The sequence below is a fragment of the Haematobacter missouriensis genome (assembly GCF_000740775.1).
GTDB lineage: Bacteria > Pseudomonadota > Alphaproteobacteria > Rhodobacterales > Rhodobacteraceae > Haematobacter > Haematobacter missouriensis.
Genome location: NZ_JFGS01000002.1, coordinates 243,999 through 260,244 on the forward strand (window position 1 = coordinate 243,999; position 16,246 = coordinate 260,244).

The 16,246-nt window shown below is 65.3% G+C and carries 16 protein-coding genes; 9 read left to right on the forward strand and 7 right to left on the reverse strand.

From position 1 onward, the window contains the following. Window positions 1–5: 5 nt before the first annotated feature. Window positions 6–473, forward strand: coding sequence for an RNA pyrophosphohydrolase (locus CG51_RS03460; RefSeq protein ID WP_035741786.1), 468 nt, complete (start codon window positions 6–8; stop codon window positions 471–473). 114 nt (window positions 474–587) lie between these two features. Then, window positions 588–4,031 (forward strand): pyruvate carboxylase, encoded by a 3,444-nt coding sequence (locus CG51_RS03465; protein WP_035741788.1) that lies wholly within the window; start codon window positions 588–590, stop codon window positions 4,029–4,031. Between the two features lie 549 nt (window positions 4,032–4,580). Here CG51_RS03465 and CG51_RS03470 read toward each other — a convergent pair. Beyond that, complete coding sequence (locus tag CG51_RS03470) at window positions 4,581–5,132, reverse strand: nucleotidyltransferase family protein (RefSeq protein ID WP_051930011.1); 552 nt, start codon at window positions 5,130–5,132, stop codon at window positions 4,581–4,583. Window positions 5,133–5,209: 77 nt separating this feature from the next. On the opposite strand from CG51_RS03470, the gene CG51_RS03475 reads away from it, so the two are divergent. From CG51_RS03475 to CG51_RS03495, 5 genes are all read left to right on the forward strand, one after another. After that, the gene (locus CG51_RS03475; RefSeq protein WP_051930012.1) at window positions 5,210–6,076 is read left to right on the forward strand and encodes a YihY/virulence factor BrkB family protein; all 867 of its coding nucleotides are present in this window, start codon (window positions 5,210–5,212) and stop codon (window positions 6,074–6,076) included. A gap of 128 nt (window positions 6,077–6,204) precedes the next feature. Beyond that, window positions 6,205–7,140, forward strand: coding sequence for a siderophore ABC transporter substrate-binding protein (locus tag CG51_RS03480; RefSeq protein ID WP_035741792.1), 936 nt, complete (start codon window positions 6,205–6,207; stop codon window positions 7,138–7,140). A gap of 7 nt (window positions 7,141–7,147) precedes the next feature. Then, window positions 7,148–8,140: an ABC transporter permease gene (locus tag CG51_RS03485; RefSeq protein WP_051930035.1), complete on the forward strand. Its 993-nt coding sequence runs from the start codon at window positions 7,148–7,150 to the stop codon at window positions 8,138–8,140. Next, window positions 8,130–9,086 carry an iron chelate uptake ABC transporter family permease subunit gene (locus CG51_RS03490; protein WP_035741794.1) on the forward strand — a complete coding sequence of 319 codons (957 nt, stop codon included), beginning with the start codon at window positions 8,130–8,132 and terminating at the stop codon, window positions 9,084–9,086. The genes CG51_RS03485 and CG51_RS03490 overlap by 11 nt, the downstream gene beginning before the upstream one ends. Then, window positions 9,083–9,841 (forward strand): iron ABC transporter ATP-binding protein, encoded by a 759-nt coding sequence (locus tag CG51_RS03495; RefSeq protein WP_035741796.1) that lies wholly within the window; start codon window positions 9,083–9,085, stop codon window positions 9,839–9,841. Before CG51_RS03490 ends, CG51_RS03495 begins: the two co-directional genes overlap by 4 nt. 293 nt (window positions 9,842–10,134) lie before the next feature. Here the strand turns inward: CG51_RS03495 and CG51_RS03500 are convergent, their stop codons facing one another. The 5 genes from CG51_RS03500 to CG51_RS03520 form a co-directional block, all read right to left on the reverse strand. After that, window positions 10,135–10,611, reverse strand: coding sequence for a copper chaperone PCu(A)C (locus CG51_RS03500; RefSeq protein WP_051930013.1), 477 nt, complete (start codon window positions 10,609–10,611; stop codon window positions 10,135–10,137). Window positions 10,612–10,652: 41 nt separating this feature from the next. Then, entirely contained in the window at window positions 10,653–11,006 is a 354-nt protein-coding gene (locus CG51_RS03505; protein WP_143412839.1) for a hypothetical protein, read from the reverse strand. A gap of 1,155 nt (window positions 11,007–12,161) precedes the next feature. Next, a complete protein-coding gene (locus CG51_RS03510; RefSeq protein WP_035741802.1) occupies window positions 12,162–13,382 on the reverse strand; it encodes a M20/M25/M40 family metallo-hydrolase in 1,221 nt (406 codons plus the stop codon). An 8-nt stretch (window positions 13,383–13,390) separates the two neighbouring features. Further along, complete coding sequence (locus CG51_RS03515; protein ID WP_035741804.1) at window positions 13,391–14,038, reverse strand: hypothetical protein; 648 nt, start codon at window positions 14,036–14,038, stop codon at window positions 13,391–13,393. A gap of 1 nt (window position 14,039) precedes the next feature. After that, the gene (locus CG51_RS03520) at window positions 14,040–14,309 is read right to left on the reverse strand and encodes a hypothetical protein (RefSeq protein ID WP_035741806.1); all 270 of its coding nucleotides are present in this window, start codon (window positions 14,307–14,309) and stop codon (window positions 14,040–14,042) included. A gap of 194 nt (window positions 14,310–14,503) precedes the next feature. Here CG51_RS03520 and CG51_RS03525 point away from each other — a divergent pair, with 194 nt between their 5' ends. Next, complete coding sequence (locus CG51_RS03525; RefSeq protein ID WP_035741807.1) at window positions 14,504–15,202, forward strand: cytochrome c oxidase assembly protein; 699 nt, start codon at window positions 14,504–14,506, stop codon at window positions 15,200–15,202. Next, a complete protein-coding gene (locus CG51_RS03530) occupies window positions 15,199–15,699 on the forward strand; it encodes a CopD family protein (protein WP_035741809.1) in 501 nt (166 codons plus the stop codon). Before CG51_RS03525 ends, CG51_RS03530 begins: the two co-directional genes overlap by 4 nt. Here the strand turns inward: CG51_RS03530 and CG51_RS03535 are convergent. Next, window positions 15,617–16,186 (reverse strand): DUF2231 domain-containing protein, encoded by a 570-nt coding sequence (locus CG51_RS03535; RefSeq protein WP_084695012.1) that lies wholly within the window; start codon window positions 16,184–16,186, stop codon window positions 15,617–15,619. The genes CG51_RS03530 and CG51_RS03535 overlap by 83 nt on opposite strands. Window positions 16,187–16,246: the final 60 nt, after the last annotated feature.

Here is a 16,246-nt window from a genome sequence, read left to right on the forward strand (position 1 = left end):
GAACCATGGCCAAGGAATTGCCCTACCGCCCCGGCGCGGGAGTAATGTTGCTCAATCAGGCGGGCCTCGTCTGGGCGGGGATGCGCCGGGACACGACGGGTGCATGGCAGATGCCGCAAGGCGGGCTGGACGAGGGAGAGGAACCTCGCGACGCCGCCCTGCGGGAGCTGGAGGAGGAGACAGGCATCTCCCCCGACCTCGTCGATATCATCGCGGAGACCGGCTGGGTAAGCTACGATCTGCCGCCCGAACTGCTCGGCAAGGTCTGGAAGGGCCGGTATCGCGGACAGCGGCAAAAGTGGTATCTCATGCGCTTCAACGGCGATGACAGCGCGGTGGACATCGCACAGGATCACCCGGAATTCTCGCAATGGCGCTGGATGCACGCCGACGATCTGTTGGTCCACATCGTTCCGTTCAAGCGCAAGCTTTACGTCGATGTCATCGATAGCTTTCGGACATATCTCACATAACAGTATATTCTGCGATGCAGCAAAAAATCTGCTGCTCCGCATAAATGGTTGATTGATCGCTCCTTCGCTTCCTGTTTATCCCTGTCTAACACGGAATGGCTGCGGGGAGCGAAGATGCCAAACTTCCGGAAGATACTGATAGCGAACCGTGGCGAGATCGCGATCCGTGTGATGCGGGCCGCGAACGAGTTGGGCAAGCAGACGGTTGCGGTCTATGCGGAGGAGGACAAGCTGAGCCTCCACCGCTTCAAGGCCGATGAGGCTTACCGGATCGGGGAAGGGCTGGGGCCGGTTGCGGCCTATCTGTCGATCCCGGAGATCATCCGCGTGGCGAAGATGTCGGGCGCGGACGCGATCCACCCCGGCTATGGCCTGCTGTCGGAGAACCCGGATTTCGTGGAAGCCTGCGACGCGGCCGGCATCGTGTTCATCGGCCCCAAGGCGGAGACGATGCGCGCGCTTGGCGACAAGGCAAGCGCACGGCGGGTTGCGATTGCGGCCGGTGTGCCTGTGATCCCGGCGACCGAGGTTCTGGGCGATGATTTCGCCGCGATCCGGGCGGAGGCCGGGGAGGTCGGCTATCCGCTGATGCTGAAGGCAAGCTGGGGCGGCGGCGGGCGCGGGATGCGCCCGATCAACGGCCCCGATGAGCTGGAAGCCAAGGTGCGCGAGGGCCGGCGCGAGGCCGAGGCCGCCTTCGGCAACGGCGAGGGCTATCTGGAGAAGATGATCCTGCGCGCCCGCCATGTGGAAGTGCAGCTTCTTGGCGACGACCATGGCGGTCTCTACCATCTTTATGAGCGCGACTGCACCGTTCAGCGGCGCAACCAGAAGGTCGTGGAACGCGCCCCCGCCCCGTACCTCACGCCGGAGCAACGGGCGGAGATCTGCGAACTCGGGCTGAAGATCGGGCGGGCGGTGGGCTATCGCAACGCCGGAACGGTCGAGTTCCTGATGGATATGGACAGCGAGCAGTTCTACTTCATCGAGGTGAACCCTCGCGTCCAGGTCGAGCATACCGTGACGGAAGAAGTCACCGGCATCGACATCGTCCAGGCCCAGATACGTATCGCGGAGGGAGAGACGCTAGCAGAGGCCACCGGAGCACCGACGCAGGCCGATGTGCAGCTCAAGGGTCACGCGTTGCAATGCCGGGTGACAACGGAGGACCCCCAGAACAACTTCATCCCCGACTACGGCCGCATCACCGCCTATCGCACCGCGACGGGCATGGGCATCCGGCTGGACGGCGGCACCGCCTATGCCGGTTCCGTGGTCACGCGGTATTATGACTCTCTGCTGGTCAAGGTCACCGCCTGGGCGCAGACGCCTGAAAAGGCCATCGCGCGGATGGACCGGGCGCTCCGCGAATTCCGCATCCGGGGCGTGTCCACCAACATCGCCTTCGTCGAGAACCTGCTGAAACATCCGACGTTCCTGAACCTCTCCTATACGACGAAGTTCATCGACACGACGCCCGAGCTGTTCCGGTTCGAGACCGGGCAGGACCGGGCGACGCGGCTGCTCACCTACATCGCCGACGTGACGGTGAACGGCCATCCCGAAACCAAGGGCCGCGGCCCGCTCGCCGCCGGGGTGCGCGCGCCCGTACCCCCGTCCGTGACGCTGGACCCGCCCCCCGCGGGCACACGGACGCTGCTGGACGAGCAGGGGCCGCAGGCGGTGGTGGACTGGATCGCCGGGCAGAAGAAGCTTCTGCTCACCGATACAACCATGCGCGACGGGCATCAGTCCCTGCTGGCCACCCGGATGCGATCGATCGACATGGTGCGTGCCGCCCCGGCCTATGCACATCTGCTGCCGGGCCTGTTCTCGGTGGAGTGCTGGGGCGGCGCGACATTCGACGTGGCGTACCGCTTCCTCCAGGAATGCCCCTGGCAACGGCTGCGCGACATCAGGGAGGGGATGCCCAACATCCTGACCCAGATGCTGCTCCGCGCGTCCAACGGGGTGGGCTACACCAACTATCCCGACAACGTCGTGCAGGCCTTCGTGCGGCAGGCGGCGGAGTCCGGTGTCGACGTGTTCCGCGTGTTCGACAGCCTGAACTGGGTGGAGAACATGCGCGTGGCGTTGGACGCGGTGATGGACTCCGGCAAGATCTGCGAAGCCGCGATCTGCTACACCGGCGACCTGCTAGACCCGGACAGGTCCAAATATGACCTGCAATACTACCTGAAGATGGGCCATGAGCTGAAAGCCGCGGGCACTCATATCCTCGGCATCAAGGATATGGCGGGGCTGCTGAAACCTGCCGCCGCCCGGGTGCTGATCCGCACGCTGAAGGAGGAACTCGGCCTGCCGATCCACTTCCACACGCATGACACATCCGGCATAGCCGGAGCCACCGTGCTGGCGGCGGCGGAGGCGGGGGCCGATATCATCGACGCGGCAATGGATGCGTTTTCGGGCGGCACATCGCAACCGTGTCTCGGCTCCATCGTCGAGGCGCTACGCCATACAGAGCGCGACACCGGGCTGGACATCGCCGCGGTCCGGCAACTCTCCGACTACTGGGAAGGCGTGCGCTCCCAATATGCCGCCTTCGAGGCCGGGATGCAGGCTCCCGCCTCCGAGGTCTATCTGCACGAGATGCCTGGCGGGCAGTTCACCAACCTGAAAGCGCAGGCGCGCTCCCTCGGGCTTGAGGATCGCTGGCCGGAGATCGCACAGGCCTATGCCGATGCCAATCAGATGTTCGGCGACATCGTAAAAGTCACCCCCTCGTCCAAGGTGGTGGGAGACATGGCGCTGATGATGGTGTCACAGGGTCTCACCCGGGCGCAGGTGGAGGATCCGGCCGTGGACGTGGCCTTCCCCGATTCCGTCGTTGACATGATGAAGGGCAACCTTGGCCAGCCGCCCGGCGGCTTCCCGGCGGGCATTCTGAACAAGGTGCTGAAAGGCGAGCGTCCCGATACCACACGCCCGGGAGCGCGGATGGCCCCGGTGGATCTGGCGGAGGCACGGGCGAAGCTGGAGGCCGACCTACCCGGCGAACACGTGGATGACGAGGATTTCGCCGGCTGGCTGATGTATCCGAAGGTGTTTCTCGACTACCGCGCGCGTCATCGCACCTATGGTCCGGTGCGGGCACTGCCGACGCGCACCTTCTTCTACGGCATGGAACCGGGCGAGAGCGTGGAGGCTGCACTCGATCCCGGCAAGACACTGGATATCCGCCTCCAGACCGTCGGCGAAACCTCGGACGAGGGCGAGGTCAAGGTATTCTTCGAGCTGAACGGACAGCCGCGCGTCATCCGCGTGGCCGACCGGTCTGCCGTGGCGAAGGCAGGCGCGCGCCCCAAGGCGGTCGAAGGCAATCCCGCCCATATCGGCGCCCCCATGCCCGGCTCGATCGCAACGGTTCTGGTCAAACCCGGCGCGAAGGTGCGGGCCGGAGATCTCCTCCTCACCATCGAGGCGATGAAAATGGAAACCGGCCTTCATGCCGACCGCGAAGCCGTCGTGAAAGCCATCCATGTCGCCCCGGGCACACAGATCGACGCAAAGGATCTCCTCGTCGAAATGGAGTGAAGATACGCCACGCCTCCTCATAGGAGCAGGCGTGGCGCAGCATTGCGCGCAGCCAACGACAGGTACGCCTGCCTCTGCCCGAGGGCGGTCATGCCACCGGGGGACGTGCGCGCCCTCGGTGAGATACGTGCGGGCCGCCCTCCGGCGAGGCTACCCTTCTGGCTTCGGATTGGCGGCCCTTCACGGCACGGATCGCAACGCCCACCGCTTCTGGGAATATCGGTCCCCGCAGCAGCGAGGACGCTCGTGTATGCGCTCCCCGTCTCGCACCGCTACAGGCAGGCGAGGCAGGCGCCGAACTCACGCATTTCGTCGGCCGCCGGGCGCACCGGGGAATATCGGACGCGGCAGGCTGAAAAGGCTTTTTTCAGGGCAGATATCCACCTTCCAGACCATAGGCATGGGATTCAGAATGCTTGCAGCGGCCTGCCACGGGGGAGAGGCCCCGCCGCCAGCCGATAAAAGGGCCGATCTGCGCAAAGCTCGGTTGTCGACCCGCGATTGGGCTGGAAACTTGCGCCAAGGCAAGCCGTGTTTCCATCCGGCGGGTTATTCGCTCCTCGTGGAATCATCGAGATCGGCCGGACGATCAATGTCATGAAGCATCAGGGGTGCCACCTCGATCAGCCCCTCCCCGCCGATGATCTGCAGAAGGCTTCCCGCCCCCCTGTCACCCTCAAGGGCAAGAAGAGTATCGAACTTGTCCGAATCGAAGGCAGCGGGGGGCATGCGCCGCGCGCCATCCGTCACGCAGGCCGCACCCCGACGCGAAAGTACCGCCGCCATCGTCGCTGTATCGATGCGCGGCATATCGGCGAGCACGATGAGCAGCCGCTCCGCCCCCATCGCGCGCGCCCGCCTCACCCCGAGGCGGAGGCTCGCGGATTGCTCCGCCGGACGGGGCGGATCGAGCCTGTCATAGCCGGGCAGCAGCGGCGACAGCTTCGTCCCCGCCACGGCGATCCGCGCCTCCAGAGGAACCGCCGCCAGCGCCGAGGCGGCCCATGTGATGAGCGGGCGCCCCCGCCAGTCGGCCAGCAACTTGTCCTGCGTCCCGAAACGCCGCGACAGTCCTCCGGCGAGCAAGAGCCCCACCCTCATGCGACCTCGCTGCCACAGATCGCGGAAAACAGCCGGGCGGCAGGGAACAGGAGCGCGCCGCGCAGACTTGGCGCTGCATGGCAAACAGTTTCTTCCTCTCCGCCAGGCAAATCTGGCAAAGAATCGGCGATAACCACCTGTCTCTCATCGCGGCCGGGGTGGCCTTCTACACGATGTTCGGCCTGTTCCCCGCCATCACCGCGGTCATGGCCATCGCGGCGCTGCTGACGACGCCTGCCGATATCGTCGCGCAACTGAACGCGCTGAGCAGCGTCGTGCCGGAGGAGGTCGCAAGAACCGTGATCTCGCAGGCGAGTGCGGTCGCCGCGGCACCGGACACCGGACTGGGGCTGACGGCGATCTTCGGCCTCGGGCTGGCGCTCTGGTCGGCCTCCCGAGGGGTGGGAAGCCTCATTCAGGGGCTGAACGTGGCCTATGACGCGCGGGAGGAGCGGAACTTCGTTCATCTGACGCTCGTGACCCTCACCCTGACCCTTGCAGGTGTTGTGGGGGTGGTTGTCGTGCTGGCACTGATCGCGCTCCTGCCCGCCGTTTTCGCCATCTTCGGCGAGGATGAGCTCTGGGCGCAGATCGCGAACTGGCTCCGCTGGCCCGTGCTGTTGGCAACCATGATCCTAGGGTTGTCCCTTGTCTATCGGTTCGGCCCGTGCGGCAGCCGCGGACGGCGGTTCGCGCCCGGCGCGGCACTGGCCTGTCTGCTCTGGCTCGTCGTTTCCATCGGATTTTCGGTCTATGTCAGCCATTTCGCAAGCTACAACGAAACCTTCGGCGCGCTTGGCAGCGTCATCGTCCTGTTGATGTGGATATGGTTGTCCACGTTCATCGTACTGCTCGGCGCAGAGGTAAACGCGGAGATTCAACGCCGCGGCACTCGGGGCAAGGCTGCGAGCGAGGGGATCAGGCCTGCCCGTGGCTTCGGGTGAGCGGATGCGACATTTCACCACCCCTTCGTCAAACCGAAACGCTGGATAGTTTATCTTTTCCCTAGGAATTGGTTTTGACCCCCCCGTATTCACGGGGTAATGACGGCCCAACAGGAATGGAGGTCGCCATGAACCGTTTTCACGCCCTGCTCGGTACGGCCGCGCTCGGGCTTGCCCTTGCCGGAGCGCCCGTGATGGCGGAGCCGCTGACCATCCAGCATCAGCAGGGCACGCTCGAACTGCCCGCGACGCCACAGAAGGTGCTCGTTCTGGATATCGTGTCTCTGGACGACATGGATGCGCTCGGGGTGGAACCTGCTGGTGTCATCGGCTCCAACCTGCCGCCCTATCTGCGGAAATACGCGGATGACAAATACCTCAAGATCGGCACCCTGTTCGAGCCGGACTATGAAGCGATCAACGCGGCTGAGGGCGATCTTGCCGTCGTCGGCGGCCGGTCGCGGTCGAAATATGCCGAAGTGGCGGCCCTGCTGCCGACCATCGACATGACGGTGACAAACGACGCCGAATTCGTCGATCATGTGAAGTCCAACCTGACGACCCTCGGCGCGCTGTTCGGCAAGTCCGACAGGGCCGATGAACTGAACGCCACGCTGGACCAAAAGGTCGCGCAGCTGAAGGCGGATGCGGCGGATGAGGGGACGGCGCTGATCCTCGTCACCAATGCGGGCAAGCTCGGCGCCTACGGGCCAACCTCCCGCGTGGGCTGGCTGCATACGCTGATCGGCTTCCCGACGGTGGAGAAGAGCATAGACGACCGTTTTCACGGCGGTGACGTGGTGTCCTTCGAATACATTCTCGAGAAGAACCCGAAATGGCTTTTCGTGATCGACCGCGATGCCGCCGTCGGCCAGTCCGAGCCGGGAGTCGCGGCCAGGGCGGTGCTCGACAATGAAATCATCCACCGCACCGATGCGTGGAAAGAAGGCCGGATCGTCTATCTGGACCCGGCTTCCGCCTATGTGACCTCGGGCGGCTATACCGCGTTCACCACGCTGGTCGATCAGGTCCAGGCGGCGGTTTCCAAGGACCGTGGCGAGTAATCCCGACATCACCGGGGGCGGACCACGGTCAGTCCTTTCGGCACTCCTTCTACCCGCCGCGATCTGCCTCACACTGGCGCTCGCGGCGGGCAGCCTTTTCGTGGGCGTGACGGACATCGGGCTTGCGGGCCTGTTCACGGGCACCGCGACATCGGAACAGGCGCTGGTCCTGGCGGCGAGCCGCATTCCGAGAACGGCAGCGCTGCTGCTCGCCGGCTCCTCGATGGCGATCGCGGGGCTCATCATGCAGATGATGATCCGCAACCGTTTTGTCGAACCCTCCACCGCGGGGACCGTCGAATCGGCGAGCCTCGGCCTGCTGCTCGTCACGCTCTTTGCTCCGGCCTGGCCCATCTGGGGCAAGATGCTGGTCGCCGCGGTCTTTGCCGCGGCGGGTACATGGCTTTTCCTCCGGCTGCTCCGGCTCGTTCCGCTCCGCGATGTGCTGATGGTGCCGCTGGTGGGCATCATGCTGGGCGGGATCATCGGCGCGGCTACGACCTTTCTCGCCTATCGAGCGGATCTGCTTCAGACAATGCTCGCCTGGACAACCGGAGATTTCTCGGGCGTGCTGCGCGGGCGATACGAGCTTCTCTATATCGGCCTAGCGCTGGCCGTGGTCGCCTATATCGCGGCGGACCGGTTCACCGTCGCGGGGATGGGTCGGGATTTCGCGACCAACCTCGGGCTGAACTATCGGCGTGTCGTGGCGCTGGGATTGACCATCGTGTCGCTCATCACGGCCGTCGTGGTGGTGAGCGTGGGGATGATCCCGTTCCTCGGTCTCATCGTGCCGAATGTCGTCAGCCTGATGATCGGCGACAACATGCGCCGCGCCGTGCCTTGGGTCGCGGTGCTGGGCGCGGCCTTCATCCTTGCCTGCGACATCCTCGGGCGGCTGATCCGCTACCCCTACGAGATTCCGATCGGCGTGGTGGTCGGCGTGATCGGCAGCGGGATGTTCCTCTGGCTGCTTCTGAGGAAACAGCATGGCCGCTAACCGCCCCCGCCTTGTCATCCTGCTGCTGGCCATTGTGGCGGCGCTGGCAGCGACGGCGTTCATGACGCTCGGGGCCAAGGGGAGCTGGGCCTTCGTGCTGAAGTTCCGGGGCCTGAAACTCGCAGGGCTGGTGCTGGTGGCCTATGCGGTCGCGGTTTCCACGGTGATGTTCCAGACGGTCACCGCGAACCGCATCCTCACGCCTTCCGTCATGGGGTTCGACGCGCTCTACGTGCTGATCCAGACATTGCTTGTCGCCGCCATCGGCTCCCATGCCGCTGCGGTGCTGAACCCGAACCTGCTGTTCGCGGCCAAGGTCGTGCTGATGGTGGTGTTTTCGGGCCTGCTGTTCCGCTGGCTGTTTCTGGGCGAGGAGCGGAGCCTCCATCTCCTCGTGCTCGTCGGTATCATCTTCGGGGTGTTCTTCCGCAGCATCTCCACGCTGATCCAGCGCATGCTCGACCCGAACGAGTTCATGGTCCTGTCGGACAGCCTCTTCGCCAGTTTCAACAGCGTTCAGCCAGCGTTGCTCGGGGCGTCCGCCGTGCTGATCGGGCTGGCCTCCATCGTGGGCTACCTGATGCTGAACCGGCTGGACGTGCTGACGCTGGGCCGCCCCATGTCGATCGGCCTCGGCCTCCCCTACAGGCAGACGGTGGCGATCATCCTTGCCATCGTCGCGCTCCTCGTGTCCGTCTCCACGGCGCTTGTCGGTCCGGTGACGTTCTTTGGTCTGCTGGTGGCGAGCCTCGCGCATGTCATGACGGGCAGCGCGAAGCACCGTCATCTCCTGCCTGTCGCGGTCCTGCTCGCGATCATCTGCCTCGTCGGCGGTCAGACGGTGCTGGAGCGGGTGTTCGGCTTCCACACGGCGCTGTCGGTCATCATCGAATTCCTGGGCGGCATCGCTTTCATCCTGCTCATCATACGCCGGGGGGCCAGATGATCCACGCCTCGAATCTCAGCAAGACCTATGGCGACGCGATCGTCGTCGACGATGTGACGCTGACCCTGCCCGCACGGGGCGTCACCTCGATCATCGGGCCGAACGGGGCGGGGAAATCCACCTTCCTGTCGATGGTGAGCAGGCTGCTGGCGATGGACGGGGGCACCGTCACGGTGGACGGCCTCGACGTGACGAGGACGCCCTCCGACGTGCTGGCGCGGCGGCTTGCGATCCTGCGGCAAGACAATCATCTGACCTCTCGCCTGACAGTGCGTGATCTGGTGACCTTCGGGCGCTACCCCTACACCAAGGGCCGCCCCAATACCGGGGACCGCGTCCATGTGGAACGCGCGCTCGGCTACCTGAACCTTGAACCTCTGGCCGACCGGTTTCTGGACGAGATCTCCGGCGGGCAGCGGCAGCGGGCTTTCGTCGCCATGGTACTGTGTCAGGACACCGATTACGTGCTGCTGGACGAGCCGCTGAACAACCTCGACCTGAAACACGCGCAGGCGATGATGAAGACGATGCGCGGCGCCACGCGCGATCTGGGCAAGACCGTGGTCATGGTGCTGCACGACATCAACTTCGCCGCTTGGTATTCCGACCATATCGTCGCCATGCGGGACGGTCGCGTCGCCATCGCCGGAACGGTGGAGGAAGTCATTCGCCCCGAGGTTCTCCGCGACATCTATGAGGTCGATATCGCGGTCGAGGAATTCGGCGGTCGTCGGGTCGCTCTGTTCTACGAATAAGCCCGCGCTCTGCACACACAGACCCCCAGACGCCCACCCGCAAGGCTCGTGCGCTTCAGAGGCAAAAGCCCCTGAACGCTGGCGAACCTGCCGCCTGTCCATGCGGCGTGCACGGCACCCTCCACCGGGACCTGCTCTCACCCCTGCTCCGAACCAGGCGACGGTCCTGCCGACCAGGCGGCCCACGACGAGCGGCCAGAACGAGCGGCCAGAACGAGCGGGCGCCAGGAGGACTGGGCAGCCCGCGCGTCCGGTGCTGGTGGCTGGTGCCTCGAAGGGCACCAGCCACCAATTCAGTGATGTGCGTGCGGATCGGCGTCGCCGTCCTTGCGGGCCTCGACATTGAAGACGACAGGAACCTTGCCGGTCTTTTCGAACACCAGCGTGGCGGGGATCTTTTCCCCTGCCGTCCATGACGTGCCGCTCAGCCCCGTGAACATGATGTGGTAGCCGCCCGGAGCAAAGGTGACGGTCTGCCCCGGCGCGATTTCCACCGCCTCGACATGGGTCATTCTGGCGACCCCGTCTTTTTCTTCCGACAGGTGGACCATGGGGTTCCCCACCTTTGCCTCTACAGCGATCAGCCGGTCGGGCGCGCTGCCCGCATTGGTAACTGTCAGATAGCCGGCGGCAGCACGCGCGGAAGAAGGAACCTCGAAGGAATAGGGGTGGCCGATGGTCAGCTCACCAGCCTTGAACTCATGCGCGAGCGCAGGGGCGGCAAGGAAGGGCATGGCGATAAGAGTTGCAGCCAGAAGCGTGCGGAACATGGGAAATCTCCGTGAAAACGTTCATTAGATGAGGGCGCGTTTCACGAAAGCGGCGGGCCGCGTGGCAAAGGATTGAAAAACGGTGTTCCCGCCCGCAGGGTCAGCGGGCCGAGCGTCGTCGAAACCGTGCCGGACAGCCGCCAGACCATGCCCGGCAACGGCAGCGCCGGCACGTGATCAAGGGCATGCAGAAACGCACAGGGATCCGAGCGCACCTCCTCGACCGGGGTGCCACTGCCGTCGAGCGCGATGACCCGCATCCCGTCGCCCGAACAGATCACCACATAGCGCAGGTCGAGAAGCCCCATCGACACGGCCGCCGCCGAAACCTTCGGCAGCAGGATGCCCGCGGCGACGAGCAGGACGGAAAGAAGGCGCAGCAGCCTGACGATCATGGCAGAGACCATACTGACGCGGACAGGGCGTGGAAAGGCGCAGAATGTCCTATGCTTGCCACGTATCGCCTCATATCCATCGGAACCGGCCAAAGGCTGTCGCGACCCCAGGCCGCAATCGCCTCGCGCCCGGCGTAAGGCGCGGCGCTACCCTCGCCCGGAGCGGGCAGCGCCGCAATTCCCCCGCCGAACAGCATAGGGCACGCAGGCGCGACAGGCGCGCGCGACCGCAGGGACAAGGGGCAAGCTGAGGGCTTAGTCCTCCACCGGGCCGCATGTCGCTCTTATTCCGCCTCAGGGAACATGCGTGGGTCATCCTGAGACTTGTCGCCGACAAGGGCAACCGAGCGTGCCTCCGCCCGCAGAATGCTCCAAGGCCAAAGGTGGTTCATCGCTGAAAACAGCACCGCGCGCGCGACAGCTTGCCGACTGCTGGCGGATCCCGATCCGGGGCGGCCACCGATGTCAGCCTGAGTGCCTGAGTGCCTGAGTGCCTGAGTGCCTGAGTGCCTGAGTGCCTGAGTGCCTGAGTGCCTGAGTGCCTGAGTGCCTGAGTGCCTGAGTGCCTGAGTGCCTGAGTGCCTGAGTGCCTGAGTGCCTGAGTGCCTGAGTGCCTGAGTGCCTGAGTGCCTGAGTGCCTGAGTGCCTGAGTGCCTGAGTGCCTGAGTGCCTGAGTGCCTGAGTGCCTGAGTGCCTGAGTGCCTGAGTGCCTGAGTGCCTGAGTGCCTGAGTGCCTGAGTGCCTGAGTGCCTGAGTGCCTGAGTGCCTGAGTGCCTGAGTGCCTGAGTGCCTGAGTGCCTGAGTGCCTGAGTGCCTGAGTGCCTGAGTGCCTGAGTGCCTGAGTGCCTGAGTGCCTGAGAAGGCCATACTCAGCAGGCCAGACACCACAAGACACGAAAGCACACATGAACGGCCCCTCCGGGTCACCGCAGACACCCGCTATACGAGAGGGAGAGCAGCGCCGGAAGCAGTCCAGCGCCTGAGCCTCGCGGTAGGCCAGGTCGCCCACGCACAGGCCGCCGGGAGCGGCCGTGACGGGATGCTGGGAAAGCACCCGGGACGCGCTGCCGGAGGCAGAGACGATCCCGAGGCGGAGATCGTCCAGGCAGCCGCAAGCTCTGGCTGACCGGACCGATAGCGCTGGTCGGAAACCTCTCAGCCCTCCACAAGTCCGGCAACTGCGATCAGCGCGGCAAGGCCGGTGGAGAGGCCCTTGCTGCTCGCCTCCGGTTCCACATCGATCCATTCATCCACCGAGTGATACCGGTCGCCATGACCGCCGGTGCCGATCATGACCGCCGGGATACCGAGGCTCATGGGGATATTGGCATCGGTGGAGGAAGCCGCGGTGACGAAATCCAGCCCGTGCGCACGAAGCGCGGCCTTGCAGGCCTCGACGATCGCTGCATCCTCTGGCGTGGCGCCCGCGGGGCGATCGCCGATCTGCTTCACTTCCGCGGTGATGCTGCCGCTCCGCGTCTCGCGGCGGCCGTTTTCAGCGGCGACGGCCTCCTCCACCAGCGCCCGCATCCGCGCGTCGAGTTTCGCCAGCTCCTCCGACGAGGCCGAGCGGAGGTCGATCTCCACCCAGACCTCCTCCGGGATGGCATTGATGGAACTGCCGCCTCCGAAAACCGAACAGGAGAAGGTCGTGCGCGGGGTCTCCGGCACGACGATCTGCCCCATGCCAGCGACCAGCGCCGCCATGGCATAGGCCGGGCTGACCGTGCCGAAGGCATTCAGGCTGTGTCCCCCCGGCCCCCGGAAGGTGACGCGGTAGCGATGGGAGCCGATGGCGGAGGTGACGAGCTTGCCCATCTCCGGGCCGTCGAAGGTGAAGAACGCCCCGATCCGGTCGCGATACTCTCCTTCGGTGAACAGGTGGCGGATGCCGCGCAGGTCGCCCTGCCCCTCCTCGCCCACATCGGCCACGAAGAGGATATCCTCCGCCGTCTCGATCCCCGCCGCATCCAGCGCCCGCATGAAGGCAAGAAGCGCCGCCAGACCGCGGGTGTCGTCACCCACGCCGGGGGCAAACAGCTTTGTCCCCTCGCGCCGGACGGTGGTGTCGGTCCCTTCCGGGAAAACCGTGTCGAGATGGGCGGAGGCCACGACCATCCCCTTCCGGCCCGGTGCCTTCCCCGGACGAAGGCCGGTGACATTGCCGATGCCGTCCAGCTTCACGTCATGCAGGCCGTGCTGGATCATCAGGTCGCGGTAGATCTCGGCACGGCGCGCCTCCTTGAAGGGGGGCGCCGGGATTTCCGTCAGGGCCACGATATCCTCCACGAACCTGTCGTGATCACGGCGCAGGATGGCTGAGGCGCGGGCGAAGGCGGGCGTGGCGATGATCCGGGCGGCGTCGGTGAGGGGCATGGAGGCTCTCAGGTTCGTCCGGGGACGAGGGCTTCCCGGATCAGGGCGATACGTTCAAGAAGCGCCGGCAGATCCCAACCCTCCGGTCCGCCGCCACTGACCCGCGTTTCATAGACCGCCTCGATCACCCTTGTCACCTCGTTGCGGCGCGCGATCGTGGCCGCGGCCCCCGTTACGGGCGGCAACGAGGCCCGCCATGCCTTCAGCGGATCGGTGAAGGCCGCGCTGAAGGCGGCCTTCGCCTGCCCTGCGGGCCAGATCCGGCTTCCGGGCTTGCGCGCATCGTCAAGCCATGCCCCGGCAATGAAGGCATTCACCGCGCCCAGAAGCACACCCGTCGCGGTTTCCATCTGTTTCTGGTCTGGGATATGCGCTTTCAGCCCCATCCAGTCGGCGAAATGCAGCGACAGCCAAGTCGTCGCGCAGGTGGTGAGCGCGATGAGCGTGATGGGCGCCAGAAAGCCCAGCTGCATGAGGCAGACGGCGCTGCGCGGCCAGCGTGCCAGCAAGGCGGTGGCAAGCCCCATCGCCAGCATTCCCGCAAGCAACGCCGCGAACGTCCATCCGACACTCGCCCAACCGGGCAGGAACTGGATATAAACGCCCAGAAATACCCCGATCAGCACAGGGGCAAGCGCCTGAAACTTCTCCCACATCTCAGCGGAGGAGTTCGTGGGGCGGGTTGTGGTAGCAGCGATAGACGAGCTGATCCCCCACAATGACGGAATAGACCTCCGATGGTGGCAGGTCCAGATCGCACCGCGTCTCCTCCCGGAGCAGGGTCCGGTCGAGTTCCTGCGTCAGCGCCGTCGCATCCGCCAGCGGATCGTTCAGCGCCTCCTCCACGGCCGCGGTCGCCTCCTCCAGCCGCGCGATATCACCACCAACGACAAGCCCGGGCACTTCGGCAAGTTTGAAATCCGGCATGGCTCTCTTCCCGTAAATGACCTGTGGAAATGGGTTCATCTTCCGCCTCTCTCTGCCATCGGGCAAGTGAGTCTCGTGGACCGTCTGCGACAGATGCGTCTTTGGCACCCCGACGGGGGAACCGCTCCGGCTCTCCCACGTTGGCGATTACCGGCAGCAGTTCACGACGGAGTATCACGCATGGGAGGAGCAGAATGACGCCCTATTGCGGCCCCGCACCCACGCCGGAGGCCCTCTGGCTCAGTTGGAACGCGGATCCGCTGGTCATCGCTCCGATCCTGCTGCTGGCAGTGTGGCCGCTTCATGCGCGGTCGCGGGCGGGGATCGTGGCGACAGGGGTGCTGGTCGTTGCTTTCGTATCGCCGCTCTGCGCGCTGTCCACCGCGCTGTTTTCCGCCCGTGTGGCGCATCACGTGCTCCTCGTCTCCATCGCCGCGCCGCTTCTGGCGCTTTGCCTGCCGCGGAGCGCGGGTCGCGGAGGGGAGCTGGCCTTTCTGGCTCATGCGGCGACATTGTGGCTCTGGCATACACCCGGCCCCTACGGCTGGGCGCTGTCCTCCGACGCCGCATACTGGCTGATGGAGGTGACGCTCCTTGGCTCCGCCGTCTGGCTGTGGCGCGCGATACTCTCACCGGAAACTGCGGCGGGGCGGGCGATCCTGCTGTTGCTGGGCGTCACGATGCAGATGGGTCTGCTGGGGGCGCTGCTGGTCTTTGCCGGGCGTCCGCTCTTTGCTGCGCATCTGGCGACAACGGCGCTCTACGGCCTGTCGCCGCTTGAGGATCAGCAGCTCGCGGGGCTCATCATGTGGGTTCCGGCCGCGCTGCCCTATCTCGGCGTCGCGCTCTGGCGGCTGGGCGGACTGCTTGGCCGGCGCGGGCACACGGCATGATCGTCGCCTGGGTGAAGCTCGTCCACATTGCCGCGATCTCCCTTTGGGCCTTCGGGCTGATGGCGCTCCCACCGATGCTGATGCGGCGAAACCATGTGACCGGAGAGGCGGCGCTCTACAATCTGCATCGCGCGACGCGATTCTTCTACCTGGCCTTTCTTTCTCCCGCAGCGGCCATCGCGGTCATCTCGGGTACGGCGCTGATCTTTCTGGCTCATGTCTACACCCCGTGGTTTGCGGCAAAGCTCGCCTTCGTGGCCGTCCTTTGCATGATGCACGGCCTTGCCGCCGGACGGATCCTCAAGGTGTTCGGAGAGGACGCCCGCTACCCCCGGTGGCTGGGCCTCCTGTCGCTTTTCCTGCTGATGGGCACTGTCGGGGTTATTCTGTTTCTTGTCCTCGGCAAGCCGGTGCTTACGCTTCCCGATCTGCCGCTTCTGCGTCCCGGCGCCCTGTCGGAGCGGTTTCCCGGGCTTCCGTCTCTTCGTTCTGAATGAGGCCGACCCCGTGATGGAAGATGAGCTTACCGCCGTGCCAGCCCGCAGCCCCCGCCACGATCGCGGAGAGAAGCGACAGCAGGATCCCTACGGGCATCACGTCGCCGCCCTGAAACCTGAACCCCCAGTTCAACCCGAGAAGCGAGATCAGCATGAGGCCCGCCACCCCGTGACTCCAGCTCCCGACCCGCGTCCTGATGCCCGGAACGGCAAGGATTTCCATCAGCCCCGCCAGCCCCGCCAGCGCGCCGGAGAGGAAGCCGAGGCCGACCATCCAGATCGCCGCCCGCACCCAGAACGGATCGCCGTTCCACCAGTAGAGCAGGTCGGCCCCGAGAACGGTCATGGTCAGGGCGATGGGGAAATGCACCAGCATCGCGTGGATCGGGTGCCCGGCAAAGGCCACGACCGATTGCGTCGTCTCGGCGGCGACCTCCGCCATGACGGGATCGTCCTCGTCCTGCGGTTCGCGGGCGGTGTCGTTCATCGGCTGTCTCCCCTGTGGCGTTCTCTCCGAACGGCGGGACGGAGCGGTCGGTTCCTGCTT